Annotated in this window: 17 protein-coding genes and 1 pseudogene; 9 read left to right on the top strand and 9 right to left on the bottom strand. The window is 52.0% G+C overall.

The features are described 5' to 3' along the window. The 4 genes and pseudogenes from dmsB to OGW17_RS09255 all read right to left on the bottom strand — a co-directional run. A pseudogene (gene dmsB / locus OGW17_RS09270) lies at positions 1-266 on the bottom strand (dimethylsulfoxide reductase iron-sulfur subunit DmsB); the annotation flags it as partial. Between the two features lie 10 nt (positions 267-276). Further along, positions 277-2,712 (bottom strand): selenate/tellurate reductase subunit YnfF, encoded by a 2,436-nt coding sequence (ynfF, locus tag OGW17_RS09265; RefSeq protein WP_049011015.1) that lies wholly within the window; start codon positions 2,710-2,712, stop codon positions 277-279. 142 nt (positions 2,713-2,854) lie between these two features. Further along, positions 2,855-5,293, bottom strand: coding sequence for a selenate/tellurate reductase subunit YnfE (ynfE, locus tag OGW17_RS09260; RefSeq protein WP_071258301.1), 2,439 nt, complete (start codon positions 5,291-5,293; stop codon positions 2,855-2,857). A gap of 171 nt (positions 5,294-5,464) precedes the next feature. Next, positions 5,465-5,773 (bottom strand): DUF1161 domain-containing protein, encoded by a 309-nt coding sequence (locus tag OGW17_RS09255; protein ID WP_012132453.1) that lies wholly within the window; start codon positions 5,771-5,773, stop codon positions 5,465-5,467. A 103-nt stretch (positions 5,774-5,876) separates the two neighbouring features. Between OGW17_RS09255 and OGW17_RS09250 the strand changes: the two genes are divergently transcribed. After that, positions 5,877-6,611 carry a YnfC family lipoprotein gene (locus OGW17_RS09250; RefSeq protein ID WP_024130347.1) on the top strand — a complete coding sequence of 245 codons (735 nt, stop codon included), beginning with the start codon at positions 5,877-5,879 and terminating at the stop codon, positions 6,609-6,611. Positions 6,612-6,615: 4 nt separating this feature from the next. Here the strand turns inward: OGW17_RS09250 and speG are convergent, their stop codons facing one another. Together speG and OGW17_RS09240 are read right to left on the bottom strand one after the other, a co-directional pair. Then, positions 6,616-7,176 carry a spermidine N1-acetyltransferase gene (gene speG / locus OGW17_RS09245; protein WP_049011020.1) on the bottom strand — a complete coding sequence of 187 codons (561 nt, stop codon included), beginning with the start codon at positions 7,174-7,176 and terminating at the stop codon, positions 6,616-6,618. Between the two features lie 34 nt (positions 7,177-7,210). Then, a complete protein-coding gene (locus OGW17_RS09240) occupies positions 7,211-7,552 on the bottom strand; it encodes a DUF1283 family protein (RefSeq protein ID WP_012132450.1) in 342 nt (113 codons plus the stop codon). Between the two features lie 145 nt (positions 7,553-7,697). Between OGW17_RS09240 and OGW17_RS09235 the strand changes: the two genes are divergently transcribed. The 5 genes from OGW17_RS09235 to OGW17_RS09215 all read left to right on the top strand — a co-directional run bounded on the left by OGW17_RS09235 (position 7,698) and on the right by OGW17_RS09215 (position 13,462). Next, complete coding sequence (locus tag OGW17_RS09235; RefSeq protein WP_024130346.1) at positions 7,698-8,024, top strand: YnfA family protein; 327 nt, start codon at positions 7,698-7,700, stop codon at positions 8,022-8,024. 109 nt (positions 8,025-8,133) lie between these two features. Further along, positions 8,134-9,348 carry a starvation-sensing protein RspA gene (gene rspA / locus OGW17_RS09230; RefSeq protein ID WP_012132448.1) on the top strand — a complete coding sequence of 405 codons (1,215 nt, stop codon included), beginning with the start codon at positions 8,134-8,136 and terminating at the stop codon, positions 9,346-9,348. A 13-nt stretch (positions 9,349-9,361) separates the two neighbouring features. Further along, positions 9,362-10,381, top strand: a complete 1,020-nt coding sequence (locus OGW17_RS09225) for a Zn-dependent oxidoreductase (RefSeq protein WP_012132447.1) — start codon at positions 9,362-9,364, stop codon at positions 10,379-10,381. Between the two features lie 53 nt (positions 10,382-10,434). Beyond that, positions 10,435-11,814: an MFS transporter gene (locus OGW17_RS09220; RefSeq protein WP_012132446.1), complete on the top strand. Its 1,380-nt coding sequence runs from the start codon at positions 10,435-10,437 to the stop codon at positions 11,812-11,814. A gap of 175 nt (positions 11,815-11,989) precedes the next feature. Next, complete coding sequence (locus tag OGW17_RS09215) at positions 11,990-13,462, top strand: mannitol dehydrogenase family protein (RefSeq protein WP_071258303.1); 1,473 nt, start codon at positions 11,990-11,992, stop codon at positions 13,460-13,462. Between the two features lie 107 nt (positions 13,463-13,569). On the opposite strand, the gene OGW17_RS09210 is transcribed toward OGW17_RS09215, so the two are convergent. Then, positions 13,570-14,256 (bottom strand): GntR family transcriptional regulator, encoded by a 687-nt coding sequence (locus OGW17_RS09210; protein WP_012132443.1) that lies wholly within the window; start codon positions 14,254-14,256, stop codon positions 13,570-13,572. Between the two features lie 87 nt (positions 14,257-14,343). Continuing rightward, positions 14,344-15,090, bottom strand: coding sequence for a bifunctional NADP-dependent 3-hydroxy acid dehydrogenase/3-hydroxypropionate dehydrogenase YdfG (gene ydfG, locus OGW17_RS09205; protein ID WP_024130344.1), 747 nt, complete (start codon positions 15,088-15,090; stop codon positions 14,344-14,346). Positions 15,091-15,227: 137 nt separating this feature from the next. On the opposite strand from ydfG, the gene dcp reads away from it, so the two are divergent. The 3 genes from dcp (at position 15,228) to OGW17_RS09190 (ending at position 19,725) form a co-directional block, all read left to right on the top strand. Next, entirely contained in the window at positions 15,228-17,273 is a 2,046-nt protein-coding gene (gene dcp, locus OGW17_RS09200) for a peptidyl-dipeptidase Dcp (protein ID WP_286452165.1), read from the top strand. Between the two features lie 200 nt (positions 17,274-17,473). Beyond that, positions 17,474-18,652 carry a serine hydrolase domain-containing protein gene (locus OGW17_RS09195; protein ID WP_071258306.1) on the top strand — a complete coding sequence of 393 codons (1,179 nt, stop codon included), beginning with the start codon at positions 17,474-17,476 and terminating at the stop codon, positions 18,650-18,652. 182 nt (positions 18,653-18,834) lie between these two features. Next, positions 18,835-19,725 (top strand): diguanylate cyclase, encoded by an 891-nt coding sequence (locus OGW17_RS09190; RefSeq protein ID WP_047457159.1) that lies wholly within the window; start codon positions 18,835-18,837, stop codon positions 19,723-19,725. A 332-nt stretch (positions 19,726-20,057) separates the two neighbouring features. Here OGW17_RS09190 and mgtS read toward each other — a convergent pair whose 3' ends face one another. Continuing rightward, positions 20,058-20,153: a protein MgtS gene (gene mgtS, locus OGW17_RS09185; RefSeq protein ID WP_000901367.1), complete on the bottom strand. Its 96-nt coding sequence runs from the start codon at positions 20,151-20,153 to the stop codon at positions 20,058-20,060. Between the last annotated feature and the right edge of the window lie 288 nt (positions 20,154-20,441).

The following is a 20,441-nucleotide window of genomic DNA, read 5'->3' as shown; positions in this document are numbered from 1 at the left end:
TCCTCGCGTTTGTGCATCGCGCCGCTCGGGCACACTTTCGTGCAGGCCGGGTCTTCGCAGTGGTTGCAGGAAATGGAAAGATAGTAGGCAAAGACATTCTGGTGCCAGACGCCGTTATCCTCCTGCCAGTCGCCGCCCGCATATTCATAGATGCGGCGGAAGCTGACGTCCGGGGTTAAATCTTTGTAGTCTTTGCAGGCCAGTTCGCAGGTTTTGCAACCGGTGCAACGACTGGAGTCAATAAAAAATCCATATTGGGTTGTCATCGGTTACTCCTTATACCTTCTCAACCTGAACGAGATTGCTGTGAGACGGGTTCCCCTTCGCCAGCGGAGAAGGACGATGTGATGTCAGAATGTTGATGGAACCGCCGTGATCGACCTGGTCGCCAAACATATCCGCCTTGAGCCAGGCGCCTTGCCCGATGGCGGTAACGCCCGGCAAAATGCGCGGCGTGACTTTTGCCGGGATCAGCATCTGCCCGTTATTGTTAAATACGCGCACCGTGTCGCCCTGTTTGATGTTGCGCGCTTTCGCGTCAATGGGGTTAATCCAGATCTCTTGCGGGCACGCTTGCTGCAACACGTCAATATTGCCGTAGCTGGAGTGGGTGCGGGCTTTATAGTGGAAGCCGGTCAATTGCAGTGGATAGGTTATTCGGATGGGATCGTCCCAGCCATCAAACCCTGGCGCATAGGCGGGCAGCGGATGAACGATCTCATCGTTTTCCAGCTCCCAGGTGTCGGCGATGGTCGCCAGCCGCTCGGAGTAGATTTCAATCTTCCCTGATGGCGTTTTCAGCGGACTGGAGGCAGGATCTTCGCGGAATGCGCGGAAGGCGACATAGTGTTCCTCCGGGCATTTTTTCTTGAAGATGCCGGTGGTTTTCATCTCTTCGTAGTCCGGCATTTCCGGGTTACGCGCTTTGGTTTTGGCATGCAGGTATTTCACCCACTCGTGCTGGGTACGGCCTTCCGTAAATGTCTGGTAGACGTCCGGGCCGAGGCGTCTGGCGATTTCGCTCAGCGTCCAGTAGATCGGCTTTCTTTCAAATTTTGGTGAGGTGGCCGGTTGCCCCAGGATGACATAACCCATGTTGCCTGCGGATTCGTGCGAAATAAGATCTTCCTGTTCCGTTGGCATCAGATCCGGCAGCAGAATGTCGCAGTATTTGGCGGACGCCGTCATGAAGTGCTCAATCCCGACGATCATTTCGCACTTGCTGTCGTCCTGTAATACGTCATGGGTGTGGGCGATGTTGCCATGCTGGTTAATCAGCGTATTGCTGGCGTAGCACCACATAAATTTGATCGGGACATCAAGCTTATCTTTACCGCGCACGCCGTCGCGTGTGGCGGTCATTTCCGCGCCATGATCGATGGCGTCTGTCCAGGTAAAGACGGAGATCTGCGTTTTTACCGGGTTATCCAGCATAGAAAACCACTCTACGCCGAGGTCCCAGGTGCCTTCACGCACGCCGGAGTTGCCGCCGTTGATCCCGACGTTGCCGGTCAGGATAGAGAGCATGGCGATCGCGCGCGCAGTCTGTTCGCCATTGGAGTGACGCTGCGGCCCCCAGCCCTGACAGATATACGCCGGTTTTGCCGAGCCGATTTCCCGTGCCAGCTGGATGATTTTTTCCGCCGGGATACTGGTGATATGCGCGGCCCATTCCGGTGTTTTGGCAATACCGTCCGGGCTATCGCCCAGAATATAGGCTTTATAGTGCGCATTACGCGGCGCGCTGGCGGGTAAGGTCGTTTCGTCGTAACCGACGCAGTATTTATCGAGGAAAGGCTTGTCGATCAGATTTTCGGTGATGAGCACCCAGGCGATCCCCGCCGCCAGCGCGGCATCAGTACCGGGACGAATAGGGAGCCATTCATCTTCGCGACCCGCCGCCGTATCGTTATAACGCGGATCGATGACGATCATTCTGGCGTTGGAGCGTTCGCGAGCCTGTTCCACATAGTAGGTCACGCCGCCGCCGCTCATGCGCGTTTCTGCCGGGTTGTTGCCGAACATTACCACCAGTTTACTGTTGGCGATGTCATCCGGGCTGTTGCCGTCATTCGTGCCGAACATATAACTCATTGCGGCGCTGATTTGTGCGGTACTGTAGCTGCCGTAACGGCTGAGATAACCGCCGCATGAGTTCATCAGACGATAAGGCACGTTGGAGTTCGTGATGTTCCCGCCATCCACGCCGGTGCCATACAGCACATGTACGGCTTCGTTGCCGTAGTCTTTCAGAATACGCTTCAGGTTGTCGCCAATGGTATCCAGCGCTTCGTCCCAGCTGATACGTTCAAATTTGCCTTCGCCGCGTTTACCGACGCGTTTCATCGGGTATTTAAGGCGATCCGGGTGATTCATGCGGCGACGGATCGAGCGTCCGCGCAGGCAGGCCCGCACCTGATGATTGCCGTAGACGTCATCGCCGGTGGTGTCGGACTCGACCCAGTACACCGCATCATCTTTCACATGCAGCCGTAGCAGACAGCGACTCCCGCAGTTGACGGTACAGGAACTCCAGACCGCTTTTTCTTCCACTGGCGCAGGCGAAAGGCCGTCAGCGGCGCGGGCGATTCGGGAGAAAGGAAGCGTGAAGGCGCTACTGGCGAGCGCGAGACCGCTAATGGCGGATGTTTTCACCAGACTACGACGGCTGATAGTGGCCGTCATGAGCGCCTCAGGCGTGGTGATTTTCATAGTTACTCACTTTGCTTATTGATTAAAAAAAAGAAACGCGATTTATAAAATTTGTTTTTACAGGACGTTGGTTTGTTCGCATGACCGATGGACGTGCGAACACATCCCCCGAAACGCCTGTAATCGTTTCAGGGGATGGGGGTTACACTTTCTCGATTTCGACCAGATTGGTGTGCTGCGGATTTCCTTTCGCCAGCGGAGAGGGGCGCTGTGTCGTTAACGTATTCACGCAGGCGCCATGATCGATGCGGTCGCCTGACATATCGGCATCATGCCAGGCGCCCTGGCCCATCGCGCTCACGCCGGGGAGAATGCGTGGCGTGACTTTCGCCGGAATGCGGACTTCACCGCGATCGTTAAATACCCGCACCATATCCCCGTTGGCGATACCGCGTTTTTGCGCATCCACGGGGTTAATCCAGACTTCCTGACGGCAGGCGGATTTGAGAACATCAATGTTGCCGTAAGAGGAGTGCGTGCGTGATTTATAATGAAAACCAAAGAGTTGCAGTGGGAATACGCTGCGCTTAGGATCGTCCCATCCTTCGAACGTTGAGGCATAAATGGGAAGCGGGCTGATGACGTCGTCTTTTTCCAGCTCCCAGGTTTGGGCGATTTTAGCCAGGCGGCTGGAGTAAATTTCTATCTTGCCGGACGGCGTTTTCAGCGGGTTTGCCTGTGGGTCTTCACGGAATTTTTTATAGGCCACGAAATGGCCGTTGGGATCTTTACGCTTGTAGATCCCCATTTTTTTCAGCTCGTCATAGCCTGGTAACTCCGGGTCTTTAGCCAGCATTTTGGCGTACAGATATTGCAGCCACTGTTCCTGGGTTCGCCCCTCGGTAAACCTCTGGTGCACGTCCGGGCCCAGCCGCTTCGCGACTTCGCTCATTATCCAGTAAATGGGCTTACGCTCGAATTTAGGGGCGGTCGCGGGCTGGATGAAGATTAAATAACCCATATTGCCCGCGTAGTCGTTAGGAATGATGTCTTCCTGTTCGACCGTCATCAGGTCCGGCAACAGAATATCGGCGTATTTCGCGGAAGAGGTCATAAAGTTGTCGATGACCACGATCATTTCGCACTTCGATTCGTCTTGCAGGATCGCGTGTGTTTTATTGATATCCGAATGCTGGTTGGTGATGGTATTGCCCGCGTAATTCCAGATGAACTTGATCGGCACATCCAGCTTTTCTTTACCGCGCACGCCGTCGCGCAGGGCGGTCATTTCCGGGCCGCGGGCAATAGCGTCCGTCCAGGTAAACACGGAGATCTGCGTTTTTACCGGGTTTTCCGGTAACGGCATGCGTTCAATGGTGATGGTGTAGGTGGATTCGCGCGCGCCGCTGTTCCCGCCGTGAATACCGACATTGCCCGTCAGAATCGGCAGCATCGCAATCGCGCGAGCGGTGAGTTCACCGTTCGCCTGACGCTGCGGGCCCCATCCCTGACAAATACAGGCCGGTTTAGCGGCGCCAATCTCTCTGGCGAGCTTAATGATGCGATCCGCCGGAATACCGGTAATGCGCGACGCCCACTCAGGCGTTTTGGCCGTGCCGTCTTCGCCCTGGCCCAGAATATAGGCTTTATAGTGACCATTCGCTGGCGCATCGGCCGGTAGCGTTTTTTCGTCGTAACCCACGCAGTAGTTGTCGAGGAAAGGCTGGTCGACAAGATCTTCGGTGATGAGCACCCAGGCCAGTCCGGCGACCAGCGCGGCATCGGTGCCGGGACGAATAGGTATCCATTCGTCTTCACGTCCTGCCGCGGTATCGGTATAGCGTGGATCGATAACGATCATGCGCGCATTTGAACGTTCCCTGGCCTGTTCCAGGAACCAGGTAATTCCGCCGCCGCTCATACGGGTTTCTGCCGGGTTATTACCGAACATCACCACCAGTTTGGTGTTCTCGATATCGGAGGTGCTGTTACCCTCGTTCGAACCATAGGTGTAGGGCATGGCCGCCGCGATTTGCGCGGTGCTGTAGGTGCCATAGTGGCTAAGAAAACCGCCGTAACAGTTCATCAGGCGGGCCACCAGAGAGGCATAAGGCGAGGAGCGGGTGATGTTGCCGCCGACGATACCGGAGGTGTAGTTAATGTACACCGCCTCGTTACCGTATTTATCGACCGTGTTTTTCAGGCTGTTGCTGATGGTATCCAGCGCTTCTTCCCAACTGATGCGCTCAAATTTTCCTTCGCCGCGTTTGCCTGTGCGTTTCATCGGGTAGTTGAGGCGATCAGGATGGTTAATTCGCCGACGGATTGAACGTCCGCGCAGGCAGGCGCGCACCTGGTGATTGCCATAGACATCTTCGCCAGTGTTGTCGGTTTCCACCCACCAGACTTCATCATCTTTGACGTGGAGACGTAGGGCGCAGCGGCTACCGCAGTTGACCGAACATGCTCCCCAGACCACTTTGTCTTCAACGGGCTGGATTGCCTGCTGCACGGCAGCCGCAGCGGTACGCATCCCGAAAGGCAAGGAGAGTCCTCCGGCAGCGAGCGCCAGCGATCCTATCGCGGTGGATTTCACTAACGTCCTGCGGCTGATGCCTCCCTGTTGTTCAACATCGGACATAATTCACTCCATTATAGTTATCGTTATATAATTATGTTTATAACGAAATTAATAGGATACTAATGAAAGAGTGATTTTAACCCCTTATAGGTAGGGGTTATTAATCCATGTCAAAATTGAGGGAATCTTTCTAAGAGGGAGTAAGAGCCTGGTATATCAGGCTCTTATCTGTTACTGAGGTTCGACAGCATGCCCGTCCTGAGAAGGACTGGTACTGGCAGGAGCGTTTCCGCTACTGGTGCGGGTATACAAAATTTTATGGGTATCGTTTGCACAGTGGCCTACGACCTGGGAATCGGGCTGATCCGCCTGGTCATTAGGGACAATGGTTAACGTAAAACTGGACTCCGCCACACCATTGTTAATGATGCGCTGTTCGATGTCGCTTTTGACTCTTTCACATGACTCCGGCGCCGCCAGTACCTGCGGGGAGGCGACGATGAGCAGACACGCTGCAATTCCTGCTGAGATTTTCATCATTCACTCCTTTTATGAACACGATAATGAAAGCTTAGCATTTCTAGTGTAAACAACTGTATTTGCTAATATGATTGAGAATCATCTCCTTATCCTGGTGAATAACGTGAAGAAACAGACCCTGGTGAGCTTTCTGTGTGTGCTGCTTGTTGGATGTGATAACGCCACTGTTCTGGTCTCCTTTACCCCGGAAATGGCCAGCTTTTCCAATGAGTTCGATTTTGATCCGTTGCGCGGCCCGGTTAAAGATTTCAGCCAGACGTTGATGAACGACAAAGGGGAAGTGACGAAGCGCATCAGCGGAACGCTTTCGCAGGAAGGCTGCTTTGATACGCTGGAACTGCACGATCTGGAAAACAATACCGGGTTGGCGTTGGTACTGGATGCAAACTACTACCGCGATGCCGAGACGATGGAGAAAAGAGTGCGCTTGCAGGGGAAATGCCAGTTGGCGGAGTTGCCCTCGGCAGGCGTGGTCTGGGATACGGACGATAACGGTTTTGTTGTTTCCGCAACGGGAAGAGAGACGAAGGTACAATACCGCTATGATGCGGAAGGGTATCCGTTGGGTAAGACCACCATCAGTAAAGACAAAACGTTATCCATTGATGCAAAACCGTCGGCGGACCCGCTTAAAAAGCTCGACTATACGGCGGTCAGCCTGCTGAACGATCGCCCGTTAGGCAATGTGAAGCAGACGTGTGAATATGATAATTACGCCAATCCGATCAACTGCCAGCTTGTGATCGTTGATGAAAGCGTCGAACCCGCCGTTGCGCGGAGCTATACCATTAAAAATACGATTGATTATTACCCGGCTGCGTCTGACACAGCCGGGTAGCGGCTTACTGTGCGGTAGGCTTCAGCAGGCTTGAGCCTGGCGTTTTGTGATCGTTCAGATATTGCTGCTGGAAAATGCACATACGAATGGTGTTGCGGTATTGGCCATTGATAAAGAACTCATGAATCAGTTCACCTTCAACCATAAAACCTAACTTACGGTAAATGTGAATGGCTTTTTCGTTTTCTTTATCAACGATCAGATACAGCTTATAAAGGTTGAGTACGGTGAATCCGTAGTCCATCGCCAGCTTCGCTGCGCGCGAAGCCAGCCCTTTTCCCTGGTATTCCGGCGAGATGATGATTTGAAACTCAGCCCGGCGGTGAACGTGATTAATTTCTACCAGTTCGACCAGACCGGCTTTTTCGCCGTTGCACTCCACGACAAAGCGCCGTTCGCTCTGGTCATGAATGTGCTTATCATACAGGTCAGACAGCTCGACAAACGCTTCGTACGGCTCTTCAAACCAGTAACGCATTACGCTGGCGTTGTTATCAAGCTGGTGGACGAATCGTAAATCTTCGCGCTCCAGCGGGCGCAACTTAACACTGTTGGCGTGGGTCATTTTGTGTCCTTACCGTCTGTCGCTCAACGCACTGTTATGGCGCAACGGTACGGCCAGTACGACGATCCAGGCAACGCAGCGTATTCGGTTCCCAGTACGCGTTAAGGTTGGCGCTCTGCTCGCACTTGTCGCGGTTATCAAACGCGGCGTCGGCTTTGTCCCACTCTTTCTCCGTGCGCGTGTTCACTTTCTGGCGCAGGCTGCGGGTATCATTCCATTGTTCCTTTTCCATGGCTGCGTGTTGGCGGCTTTGCGCGCTGTCTCCAGATTCAATGATCAGTTTGCTGGTATTCGCGAATGCGGAGGTGGTATACACGACAGCACCCAGCGCAAGCATTGCCGTCAGGCACAGGCGTTTGCTAAGTGTATTGTTCATGGTTAATTCCTTTCATGATAGAGGGATAAAACTTGTCTAAATTCTACACCATTCCTGGCGCAGGGCATACCCATCCTGCGGGTATGGATACGAAGGCGCTATTCTGGCGTATCATGCTTAAACCTGACGTAACGCAATGATGATGATGCTAAAAACAACACTTCTTTTTTTCATGACCGCACTGTGCGAAATCGTGGGCTGTTTTCTGCCCTGGCTATGGTTGAAGCGGGGCGCGACGGCCTGGCTGCTGGTTCCGGCGGGAGTCTCACTGGCGTTATTCGTCTGGCTGCTGACGTTGCATCCGGCCGCCAGCGGCCGCGTCTATGCGGCTTATGGCGGGGTCTATGTCTGTACTGCGCTGTTATGGTTACGCTTTGTTGACGGCGTCAGACTCAGTCTTTATGACTGGTCAGGCGCACTGATCGCACTCTGTGGAATGCTGATTATCGTTGCCGGGTGGGGGCGCGCTTAAGCGCCTTATTTTGTGATCGATGAGCGATTTTTTGATCATTATACTTGTATGGTAGTAGTTCAGGTGTGTAAATTTCCTGCATCGCACAGAAGAGATGTAAGGAACAACAATGAAGATTGTAGGGGCTGAAGTTTTTGTCACATGTCCGGGACGTAACTTTGTCACGCTGAAAATCACCACCGAGGACGGTATCACCGGCCTGGGCGACGCTACCCTGAATGGCCGTGAGCTGTCGGTGGCATCCTATCTGAAAGATCACCTTTGCCCGCAGCTTATTGGCCGCGATGCGCACCGTATCGAAGATATCTGGCAGTTCTTTTATAAAGGCGCCTACTGGCGTCGCGGGCCGGTCACGATGTCTGCTATTTCTGCCGTTGACATGGCGCTGTGGGATATCAAAGCGAAAGCCGCCAACATGCCGCTGTATCAGTTGCTGGGCGGCGCATCCCGCGAAGGCGTGATGGTCTATTGCCACACGACGGGTCACACCATTGATGATGTGCTGGAAGATTATGCGCGTCACAAAGAGATGGGGTTTAAAGCGATTCGCGTGCAGTGCGGCGTGCCGGGTATGAAAACCACCTACGGCATGTCTAAAGGCAAAGGTCTGGCCTACGAACCCGCTACGAAAGGTCAGTGGCCGGAAGAGCAACTCTGGTCAACCGAGAAATACCTCGATTTCACGCCGAAACTGTTTGACGCCGTACGTGCTGAATTTGGTTTTGAAGAGCATTTGCTTCACGACATGCACCACCGCCTGACGCCGATTGAAGCCGCCCGTTTTGGTAAGCGCGTTGAGGATTATCGTCTGTTCTGGATGGAGGACCCGACGCCTGCGGAAAACCAGGAATGCTTCCGTCTGATTCGTCAGCATACGGTGACGCCGATTGCCGTCGGGGAAGTGTTCAACAGCATCTGGGACTGCAAGCAGCTCATTGAAGAGCAACTGATTGACTATATCCGCACCACCATTACCCATGCCGGCGGCATTACGGGGATGCGCCGCATTGCGGATTTTGCCTCGCTTTACCAGGTGCGCACGGGGTCTCATGGGCCTTCTGATTTGTCGCCGGTTTGCATGGCCGCAGCGCTTCACTTTGATCTGTGGGTGCCTAACTTTGGCGTTCAGGAATACATGGGGTACTCCGAACAAATGCTTGATGTCTTCCCGCATAGCTGGACGTTCGATAACGGCTATATGCACCCAGGCGACAAGCCGGGTCTTGGTATTGAGTTTGATGAAAAACTGGCGGCGAAATATCCGTATGACCCTGCGTATTTGCCGGTCGCCCGTCTGGAAGATGGCACGTTGTGGAACTGGTAAGGAGTGATATGACATGAAAAGTATAGTGATTGAAAAACCTGACACGCTGGTTTTAGCGGAGCGTCCTATCCCTGAGCCTGCGGCCGGGGACGTTCGGGTTAAAGTGAAGCTGGCGGGGATCTGCGGTTCTGATAGCCATATCTATCGTGGGCATAATCCTTTTGCAAAGTATCCGCGTGTTATCGGGCATGAATTTTTTGGTGTGATTGACGCCGTGGGCGAAGGTGTTAGCCACGCCAGAGTGGGGGAACGCGTATCGGTCGATCCCGTCATCAGTTGCGGGCATTGCTATCCCTGTTCAATAGGCAAGCCCAATGTATGTACCTCGCTGGTTGTTCTGGGCGTACACCGCGACGGCGGATTTAGTGAATATGCGGTCGTTCCGGCAAAAAACGCGTTTACGATCCCGGATGCCATTGCTGATAAGCACGCGGTGATGGTTGAACCTTTCACCATTGCGGCGAACGTCACCGGGCAGGTTAATCCGACAGAGAACGATATTGCGCTGATTTATGGCGCAGGGCCGATGGGACTGACGACGGTTCAGGCGCTGAAGGGCGTTTATAACGTTAAAGAGGTGATTGTTGCCGATCGTATTGATGAACGACTGGAGATGGCGAAAGAAAGCGGCGCCGACTGGGTTATCAATAATGGACAGCAATCTCTGCAAGATTTCCTGGACGAAAAAGGGTTAAAACCGACGCTGATCGTTGATGCGGCGTGTCATCCGTCTATTTTACAAGAAGCTATCTCGCTGGCGTCGCCCGCCGCGCGCATTGTACTGATGGGGTTCTCCAGCGATCCTTGCCAGATTGTGCAGCAGGGGATTACCGGCAAGGAGCTGTCAATTTATTCGTCCCGTTTGAATGCGAATAAATTCCCGGTCGTTATTGGCTGGCTGGAAAAAGGTCTGATCGATCCCGATAAGCTCGTCACGCATACGTTTAATTATCACCATGTCACTGACGCGATTGAATTGTTTGAGAAAGACCAACGGCACTGCTGCAAGGTTTTACTCACATTCTCTGAATAATATTAATAAATGCGAGAGAGTGGTACGCATCTTACCTCTTAGAGATTGCCAATATGACTCAACAAAAACATGAACGGTCAACAAAAGATTTAATCAGAGCCGCCGTATCCGGTTGGCTGGGAACCGCCCTTGAATTTATGGATTTCCAGTTATATTCTCTGGGCGCTGCATTAGTTTTCCATGAAATATTTTTCCCGGAACAGTCCGCCGCAATGGCGCTTATTCTTGCGATGGGAACCTATGGCGCAGGATATATCGCACGTATTGTCGGCGCGTTTATTTTCGGAAAAATGGGCGACAGTATTGGGCGTAAAAAGGTCTTGTTTATCACTATCACCATGATGGGGATTTGTACAACCCTCATTGGGGTTCTGCCGACCTATGCGCAAATTGGTATATTTGCGCCTGTTTTACTGGTGACGTTACGTATTGTTCAGGGGTTAGGCGCCGGGGCGGAGATCTCCGGGGCGGGAACGATGCTGGCTGAGTATGCGCCTAAAGGGAAACGCGGCATTATTTCCTCGCTTGTCGCAATGGGAACAAACTGCGGTACGCTGAGCGCAACGGCAATCTGGGCAGTGATGTTCTTTGCGCTTGACAGAGAACAGCTTCTGGCCTGGGGATGGCGTATCCCATTCCTGGCGAGCGTTGTTGTCATGATCTTCGCTATCTGGCTGCGTATGAACCTCAAAGAAAGCCCGGTATTTGAAAAGGTCAATGAAAGCGAAAATGCGCCAGCGTTAAATAACGCATCAGAAAACACATTGGGTGCCATGTTTAGCAGTAAATCCTTCTGGCTGGCAACCGGTTTACGTTTCGGTCAGGCGGGCAATTCTGGATTAATTCAGACATTCCTTGCAGGATATTTAGTGCAGACGTTATTATTCAATAAGGCGATTCCTACCGACGCGTTAATGATTAGCTCTGTCATCGGTTTTATTACTATTCCACTTTTGGGGTGGTTATCTGATAAATATGGTCGCCGCCTGCCTTATATTTTATTGAATATATCTGCGATTATTCTTGCGTACCCGATGTTGTCTATCATCGTGGATAAAACCTATAGCCCTGGCGTGATTATGACCGCGCTTATTGTTATTCATAACTTTGCCGTGCTGGGTCTCTTCGCGCTGGAAAACATTACGATGGCCGAGATGTTTGGTTCGCGTAATCGCTTTACCCGGATGGCGATTTCAAAAGAAGCCGGTGGATTAGTCGCCGTTGGATTTGGTCCTGTACTGGCAGGTATTTTCTGTAATATGACCGATTCCTGGTTGCCTATATTAGCGATGATCATTGCCTATTCTCTTATCGGCTTAATTTCAGCGATTTTGATGCCGGAAGTGAGAGATCGCGATCTGAGCGTGCTGGAGGATGCAGCGGACCTAAAGGCGGCAAGTAGCGTTCAGGGTTCGGCAACGCAGGTAGGGTAACGTCGCACAGGGCATGACCGGAATGGACAGGGAATGTTGAATTTCGGTCATGTTGTCACATAACTTTAAAATGATGTCATACCAATTGCAAAAAGCTTAATTCAAATCAAATCATACAACCCTACAGGCGTTACTCTGAGACAGTCCTGAATTCATTCATACAATAGGTCATACCATGCAAAACAAGCTCTTAACGGCTAAGGCTTCGCTTCCTCATTACGATCGCGCCAGACTGGTTCCTCGCATTGTGCATTTGGGCTTTGGCGCATTCCATCGCGCGCATCAGGGTGTCTACGCGGATATCCTCGCGGCGGAACACAACAGCGACTGGGGATATTGTGAAGTCAACCTGATTGGCGGCGAGCAGCAGATTGCCGACCTGAAACAGCAAGACAACCTGTATACCGTGGCGGAAATGTCAGCGGATGCCTGGACCGCAAGGGTTGTTGGGGTGGTAAAAAACGCGCTGCACGCGCAGGTTGACGGTCTGGAAACCGTCCTGGCCGCCATGTGCGAGCCGCAGGTGGCGATTGTTTCCCTGACGATTACAGAAAAAGGGTACTGCCACTCTCCGGCGACCGGTCAGTTGATGCTGGATCACCCGATGATCGCCGCCGATCTGCAAAACCCGCAGCAGCCAAAATCCGCGCCTGGCGTGGTGGTGGAAGCGCTGGCGCGTCGTAAAGCGACTGGCCTGGCGCCATTTACCGTGATGTCCTGCGATAACATGCCTGAAAATGGTCACGTCATGCGCAATGTGGTTACTGCCTATGCCCGTGCGGTAGATGCAGAACTGGCCGCGTGGATTGAGCAACATGTGACGTTCCCGTCCACGATGGTTGATCGTATTGTACCGGCGGTGACGGCTGACACGCTGGATAAGATCGAACAGTTAACCGGCGTACGCGACCCTGCAGGTGTGGCGTGTGAACCGTTCCGCCAGTGGGTGATTGAGGATAATTTTGTCGCGGGTCGCCCTGAATGGGAAAAAGCGGGTGCTGAACTGGTGGCAGATGTTATCCCGTTCGAAGAGATGAAACTGCGTATGCTTAATGGCAGTCACTCATTCCTGGCGTACCTCGGGTATCTGGCGGGCTATCAGCACATTAATGACTGCATGGAAGATGAGAATTACCGCCTGGCCGCGCATGCGTTGATGTTGCAGGAACAGGCGCCGACGCTGAAAGTGAAGGGGGTGGATCTGAAGCGTTATGCCGATTTGCTGATCGCGCGCTACAGCAACCCGGCGTTGCGTCACCGTACCTGGCAAATTGCGATGGACGGTAGCCAGAAACTGCCGCAGCGTATGCTGGACTCCGTTCGCTGGCATATCGCGCATAACAGCCATTTCGACCTGCTGGCCTTAGGCGTGGCGGGCTGGATGCGTTACGTTGGCGGCGTTGATGAGCAGGGGAATCCGATTGAAATTAGCGATCCGCTGCTGCCGGTTATTCAGCAAGCGGTTCAGGGCAGTGAAGAAGGGGAAAGTCGCGTTCAGGCGCTGCTGGCCATTGATGCGATTTTCGGTAACGAATTGCCGCACGTTGAGCTGTTTACGAATAAGGTGAAAGAAGCGTATCTGTCGCTGCTTGCCAACGGCGCGAAAGCAACCGTTGCAAAATATGCGGCGAATATCGCATCAGCGTAATCTCTGCATGGTTGTAGGCCGGATAAGGCCTGCAACGTTCAACATCATTGACTATTGTAGGCCGGATAAGGCGGTTACGCCGCCATCCGGCTTGTTTGTCAGCGGGATTACTCTTCGCTGAACCAGTCGCTGTTTTCCTGGCGGATAAGTTGAACGGACTCGCCAATCTCCTGTAGATGCACAGTCATTGCGCGTTCCACCGCGTCGGCGTCATGCTTTTCCAGGGCGGCAAAAATATCATGATGCTGGCGCAGCAACATTTCAGGCGGCGACACATGATCCAGACTCATATAACGCACGCGGTCAATGGTGGCTTTAATATTTTCAACCGTATCCCACGCCAGCTGGCAATCGGCAATTAATGCCAGTTTCTGGTGAAATTCATCATCAAGCTGGAAGAAATCGTTGAGCTGCTTGCGGTCAATGGCGATCCGCTGCTGGTGAAGGTTCTGCTCCAGCTGATAGCACTGGCTGTCGGTGATCATCAACGCCGCGCGACGAACGACCGCACATTCGATGGCCTGTCGGACAAAACACCCATTCTGCACCTGCGATAATGAAATCTTATTCACATAGCTGCCGCGCTGAGGGCGGATTTGAATCAAACCGTTTTCCGCCAGCTTAATAAACGCTTCACGTACAGGCTGGCGCGACACGTTAAAGCGCACGGAAACCTCTTTCTCGGAAAGCGGTGTGCCTGGCGCAATCAGACAGTGCACGATGTCACGTCGGAGAATGCGGTAAATTTGCTGATTTACAGGCTGCGTAGGATTGAGTTGGGTTTCAACGGTCATTCGTTCTTACTTTTTAGAGAGTTAACCAGAATACTCTACCACTTTTTTGTCACTATCTATACCCGACCCGCAGGCCGGGTATAAAAATTAACCCCGATGAACGCTCAGTCCGGCAAAAGACTGCGTAACCGGCATCATTTCCAGCGTATTAATGTTCACATGCGCAGGCAGATTAGCGACCCACCATACCGCTTCTGTGACATCATCCGGCGTGAGCGCGGTTGTGTTCTCGTAGGTTTTACCCGCTTTGTCGTCATCGCCTTTAAAGCGGACGTTAGAAAACTCCGTGCCGCCGACCAGACCGGGTTCAATATCGGTAACGCGTACTGCCGTACCGTGTAAATCCGTGCGCAGATTCAGACTGAACTGGCGCACAAACGCTTTGGTTGCGCCATATACGTTGCCACCCGCGTATGGCCAGCTACCTGCGGTAGAGCCAATATTGATGATGTGGCCGCGATTGCGCTCCACCATGCCAGGCAGAACCGCGCGGGTCATGTAAATAAGACCTTTGTTGTTCGTGTCGATCATGGTTTCCCAGTCTTCCACGCTGGCTTTATGCGCGGGTTCAAGCCCCAGCGCCAGCCCGGCGTTGTTGACCAGCACATCAATGTTGCGCCACTCTGCGGGTAATGACGCCAGCATATCTTCAATGGATGCACGGTTACGCACATCTAAACGAGCGATAAACAGATTGTCGCCCAGCTCATCTTTCAGTTCTTGCAGGCGTTCCTGGCGACGGCCAGTGGCAATCACTTTGTGTCCATTCTCAATAAAACGACGTGTAATGCATTCGCCGAAACCTGCGGTCGCACCGGTGACTAAAACGATCATCTCACTGTTCCTCAACGCTTTTTGTGTTGTATTACCATAGCACGCCATCTCTGTTCAGGGGTAATCCTCGTTAATGGGATTGCGGTCATTTCAAGGGAGACCTACTCTAATGAACAAATCGTTTGCAGGAGTGAAAAATGTCGTTAACGAATCCATTCTTTAGCCAGAGCGTATTGCCTTACCGGGCCCCGCGTTTTGATCTGATTGAAGATAGCCATTACCGCCCGGCGTTTGACGAAGGGATGCGGCAAAAGCGCGCTGAAATTGATGCGATTGTCCAAAACCCGCAAGCGCCTGATTTTGAGAACACGTATCTGGCGCTGGAGCAAAGCGGCGCGTTGCTCACCCGTGTGACAAGCGTGTTTTTCGCCATGACAGCGGCGCATACCAATGACGAATTACAGCGCCTTGATGAAGCCTTTTCCGCTGAACTGGCGGCGTTGGCAAATGATATTTATCTCAACAGTACGCTCTTTGCGCGTGTGGATGCGGTCTGGCGACAGCGGGAGACGCTGGCGCTGGATGCCGAGTCGTTGCGTCTTGTGGAGGTTATCCACCAGCGTTTTGTACTTTCCGGCGCGCAGCTTGGCGATGACGATAAAGCGCAGCTCAGGAGCCTGAATACCGAATCCGCCACGCTGACCAGCCAGTTTAATCAGCGGCTGTTGGCGGCGAATAAATCCGGTGGGATGGTGGTTGATTATCGCCATCAACTGGACGGATTGAGTCAGGAGGAGGTCGCTCTTGCCGCTGATGCCGCCAGGGAAAAAGGGCTGGCGGATCGCTGGCTTATTCCGCTTCTCAATACCACACAACAACCGACACTGGCCGTTTTACGCGATCGCCAGACCCGTGAAAATCTGTTCAACGCCGCATGGACTCGTGCGGAAAAGAACGACGCCAACGACACGCGTGCGATTGTTCAGCGTCTGGTGGACATCCGTACCCGGCAGGCAACATTACTCGGGTTTGCCAGTTATGCCGCCTGGAAAACCGCCGATCAGATGGCGAAAACACCTGACGCGGCGCTCGCTTTTATGCGCGCCATTGTCCCGGCCGCGCGTCAGCGCGCGCTGGATGAGCAGGCTGAGATCCAGAAAGTGATCGATGATGAGCAGGGAGGATTCACGACCCAGGCGTGGGATTGGGCGTACTATGCTGAGCAGGTACGCCGTGGAAAATACGCGCTGGATGAAGTGCAGCTCAAACCTTACTTTGCGTTAGATACGGTACTGAACGACGGCGTGTTCTGGACGGCAAACCAGCTGTTCGGCATTAAGTTTATCGAGCGCTTTGATATCCCGGTTTACCATCCTGATGTCCGCGTCTGGGAAATTTTCGATCATGATGGCGTCGGTCTGGCGTTGTTTTATGGTGATTTCTTTGCCCGCGAGTCAAAAAGCGGCGGCGCATGGATGGGCAATTTTATTGAACAATCCACGCTTAACGAAACCAGACCGGTTATCTACAACGTCTGTAATTACCAGAAGCCAGCGGCAGGGCAGCCCGCATTGCTGCTTTGGGATGATGTGATCACCTTGTTCCATGAATTTGGTCATACGCTGCACGGCCTGTTTGCGACACAGCGCTATGCGACGCTGTCGGGGACGAACACCCCGCGCGATTTTGTCGAATTTCCTTCGCAGATTAATGAGCACTGGGCGAGTCATCCGCAGGTGTTCGAACGCTATGCGCGCCACGTCGGGACGGGTGAAAAAATGCCCGAAGCGTTGCAGGAAAAAATGCGGCGGGCAAGCCTGTTTAACAAAGGCTATGACATGACGGAACTGCTCAGCGCCGCATTGCTGGATATGCGCTGGCACAGTCTTGAAACCTTTTCGGCATCGCAGTCGGTCGATCTCTTTGAACAGCAGGCGCTGGCGGCGGAAGAACTCGATCTTCCGGCAGTGCCGCCGCGCTACCGGAGCAGCTATTTCGCCCATATCTTCGGTGGCGGGTATGCGGCAGGCTATTACGCCTATTTGTGGACGCAAATGCTGGCGGACGACGGCTACCAGTGGTTTGTTGAACAGGGAGGGTTAACGCGTGAGAACGGACAGCGTTTCCGTGATGCCATCTTGTCACGCGGCAACAGTACGGACCTGGAACGCCTCTACCCGGCGTGGCGGGGTCATGAACCGCGTATCGAACCCATGTTAAAACACCGGGGTTTAGACCGCTAAGCGCAAGGGCGCTGCCTGAATGTTTATCAGGCAACGCTCTGATTTTTTGTCAATGTTAAGTAAGCTGCCGGGATACTGGTGTACAATGCGGGCTTCTTTTTATCCGGGGCCCCTGTTTTCATGTGTTCGTATTCTCTTCCGCTTTTCTCTTTGTTTGAGAAAAAACCTGTTGTGTCTGTGAATCAGAACTGATGCGAACAATGAAAATTAAACACCAGATGCTCTGCGTATCCTTATTTGCGCTCATCGGGTGTGGCAACAGCACGCTTTCACAGCTGGATATGCCTGCGCAAAAAAGCGCGCAAGTTGTGGTGGGATACTACGGGCGCGGTATTGATCCGATGATTCGGCAATATATGCGGGAAAAAGAGGTGACTGGCGTCGTTGTTGCTGTTATTCAGAATAATGGCCCGGCAGAATTTCACAGTTACGGGATAACCGATGATAAAAATCGTTATCCCATCACGCCAGATACGCTGTTCGCTTTAGGCTCGCTGAGTAAAGGCGTGACGGCAGAAGTGACGACGATGCTGGTGGATGAAGATGTGTTTAACTGGACGGATACACTGGAAACGTTGCTTCCACAGAATACGCCTTTAAGCCCTGACGCCAAAAATATTACGCTCCTCCAGTTGGTGACTCACACTTCCGGTTTGCCCCGACAGCCTATGGATTTGCTGACGCTGGAAAACTTAATGCGCTATTTCAGTAACGGCGAGAACTTTTATACGCAGCTGGACAGCGACGCCGTGCTGGGTTATCTCAGTGATTTTACTGCGCCGGACGCGCGCGTTCCGCAGTATTCCAACATCGGCTACGCCATCCTGGGGTATATTTTGCAGCGCAGAACGGGAGAGCCGATCCAGGCGCTGGCGCAACGCATGATATTTGAACCACTGGCGATGACAAACAGCAGTTATACGCCCACCTTATTGAAGGCATACCCGCGAAGAGCGCTGGGCCATGCTGGCGATCAGCCTAAGCTCATTACCCGTGGTCATCTGACGCCAGACTGGGTTTTTAACAAAAATATGATGGGGGCGGCCAGTTTATACAGTAGCGCCCGCGATCTGACTAATTATGCCCGCGCGCATTTTACATCCACAACCGTTTCGGCTATCGATCAGGCTTTTGCTGAAGCCACACAGACTTATTATTATCGACAGAAAGAAGCAGCGAATATTGCGTGGGTGAGTGATGAGTTTTCTGCGCAAAAGATCACCTATCAGGTCGGATATATTGGTGGATATTCCAGCTATATTGGGTTTGATAAAAGAAATCGCAACGCGGTAGTGGTTTTGCAAAATAGTTTCAACTGGAGTAATTATATCGGTCAGACGATCCTGACTCGCCTGGCGCAGCAGAGGAAGGGCGATTAAAGATGTTAAGTGCATTGCAAATATTCCAGGATTATTCACTTTTTTCCTTTATTACCACTTTAAAATCATAGCGTTATAGATTCTCCATTTCCTGGCTCGGCCTTCTATTAATAAATTGACATAAATTTGCTTTTGTACCGCTAGACTACGGTACATCAAGGATGTATGCCCAAGGAGTGGCAATGATTAAAAAAACGATAGAAATCGATACCATCTTGTTAGATCTGAACCAGTCTATTGATGCCCACTATCAGTGGCTGGTGAAAATGTTTCGTTGCACAGTGTCTGGCGATGTCAATCAACCCGATATTTTCGATATCAATTCTCACTGTCTGTGTCAGTTCAGCCAATGGCTAAATAATCATCCGGTACACGAACCTGAAGAAAAGGGCTTTGTTATCAAGATTATTATTGCTCATGAACACATGCACACACGAGGTCGGGAATTACTGCGGGCGATCGCGGAGAAACGTTCGGAAGATCACCATTTTGACAGCTTTCAGGAAGCGTTATTAGCATTTACCTCGGCGGTGATGGACTACAAAATATATCTGCTCAATATTCGCAGCAATATGGATATATTAACCGGATTACCCGGTCGCAGAGTCCTTGATGAATCTTTCGATCGTCAGCTTATTGATGCGCAACCGCTTAATTTATATTTGCTGCTTTTTGATATTGACCGCTTTAAATTGGTCAATGACAACTATGGTCATCTGGTCGGTGATAGCGTGCTGCGCACCCTGGCGTCGAATTTATCCGTCTGGACGCGCTACGATGAAACGCCTTACCGCTATGGCGGGGAGGAGTTTGTGATTATCATCCGTACAAAAACGGATGAACAGGCCTGTCGGGCAGGGTTACGTATCTGCCAGCTAGTGGCGGATAATCCGATTAACTACCCTGACGGAGAACTTTCGATAACGGTAACTGCGGGCATTACCCAGGCGCAGCAGGGAGAACCGCTGGATGTCGTCATCGGACGCGCAGACAGGGCAATGTACCGGGGCAAACAAACCGGAAGGAATCGCTGCATGTTTATGGACAAAGATCAGCAAATCACCCGTGTGTAACATGAGCCGAACGGCACGCTCTTTACATAACCGGTTATTCACTGACATAAGTGTGCAAAGGGATGGAAGCGCGAAACGCCGGTTTTGCTGGTTTAGTTCTATGTTGTTTAACCTTCATTGATATTGTCTGTGTCAGGATGGTCAACGATCCGTTATCTGCGCAGGGAATTGCCTGATAACGCATAAGGTAAAAACACAAATCTATCCATGCAAGCATTCACCGCTGGTTTATCCGGCGGTTTTTTTTGTCTGTCTGCCGGGTGGGTAAAAAAATGGCCCCTTGTGCAGTTACGCTACAAGGGGCCTTGTCGGTGAGGAGCTATCTCCGTTCATTAATCATCCCATTTATGACTGAAATACGCGGCCAGAAAACCAGAAAATAAAATAATTCCCAGAACGGCCATGAAAACGTTCATATTACCCAGCATATAATGCCTCCTTTTATTTGTGTGTTTCCTCTCTTACCTTAATTCACCTCATGAGCACCCATAGTAGCAGATTAAATCTAAACAAATGCTGAATTAGGTGATTATTTCAACGTTAACGTCAGGATTTTTCCGGTATGGGGTTTCAGACTATGAAAAAGCGTCACAAAACGATGAGGCAATGTGAATTTATTTCAAGGGTGATGAATTTTTCTCGGTTGTCAGTGAGCAGGTTGCATGTCATTTTTAGACGCATAGCCATCCAGAAGTCTAATCTTCAAATAATAAATT

This window comes from Citrobacter sp. CK181, assembly GCF_030333595.1.
Taxonomy (GTDB): domain Bacteria; phylum Pseudomonadota; class Gammaproteobacteria; order Enterobacterales; family Enterobacteriaceae; genus Citrobacter_B; species Citrobacter_B koseri.
Note: the sequence above shows the minus strand (reverse complement) of the source record. Positions and strands in the feature narration are given on the sequence as shown.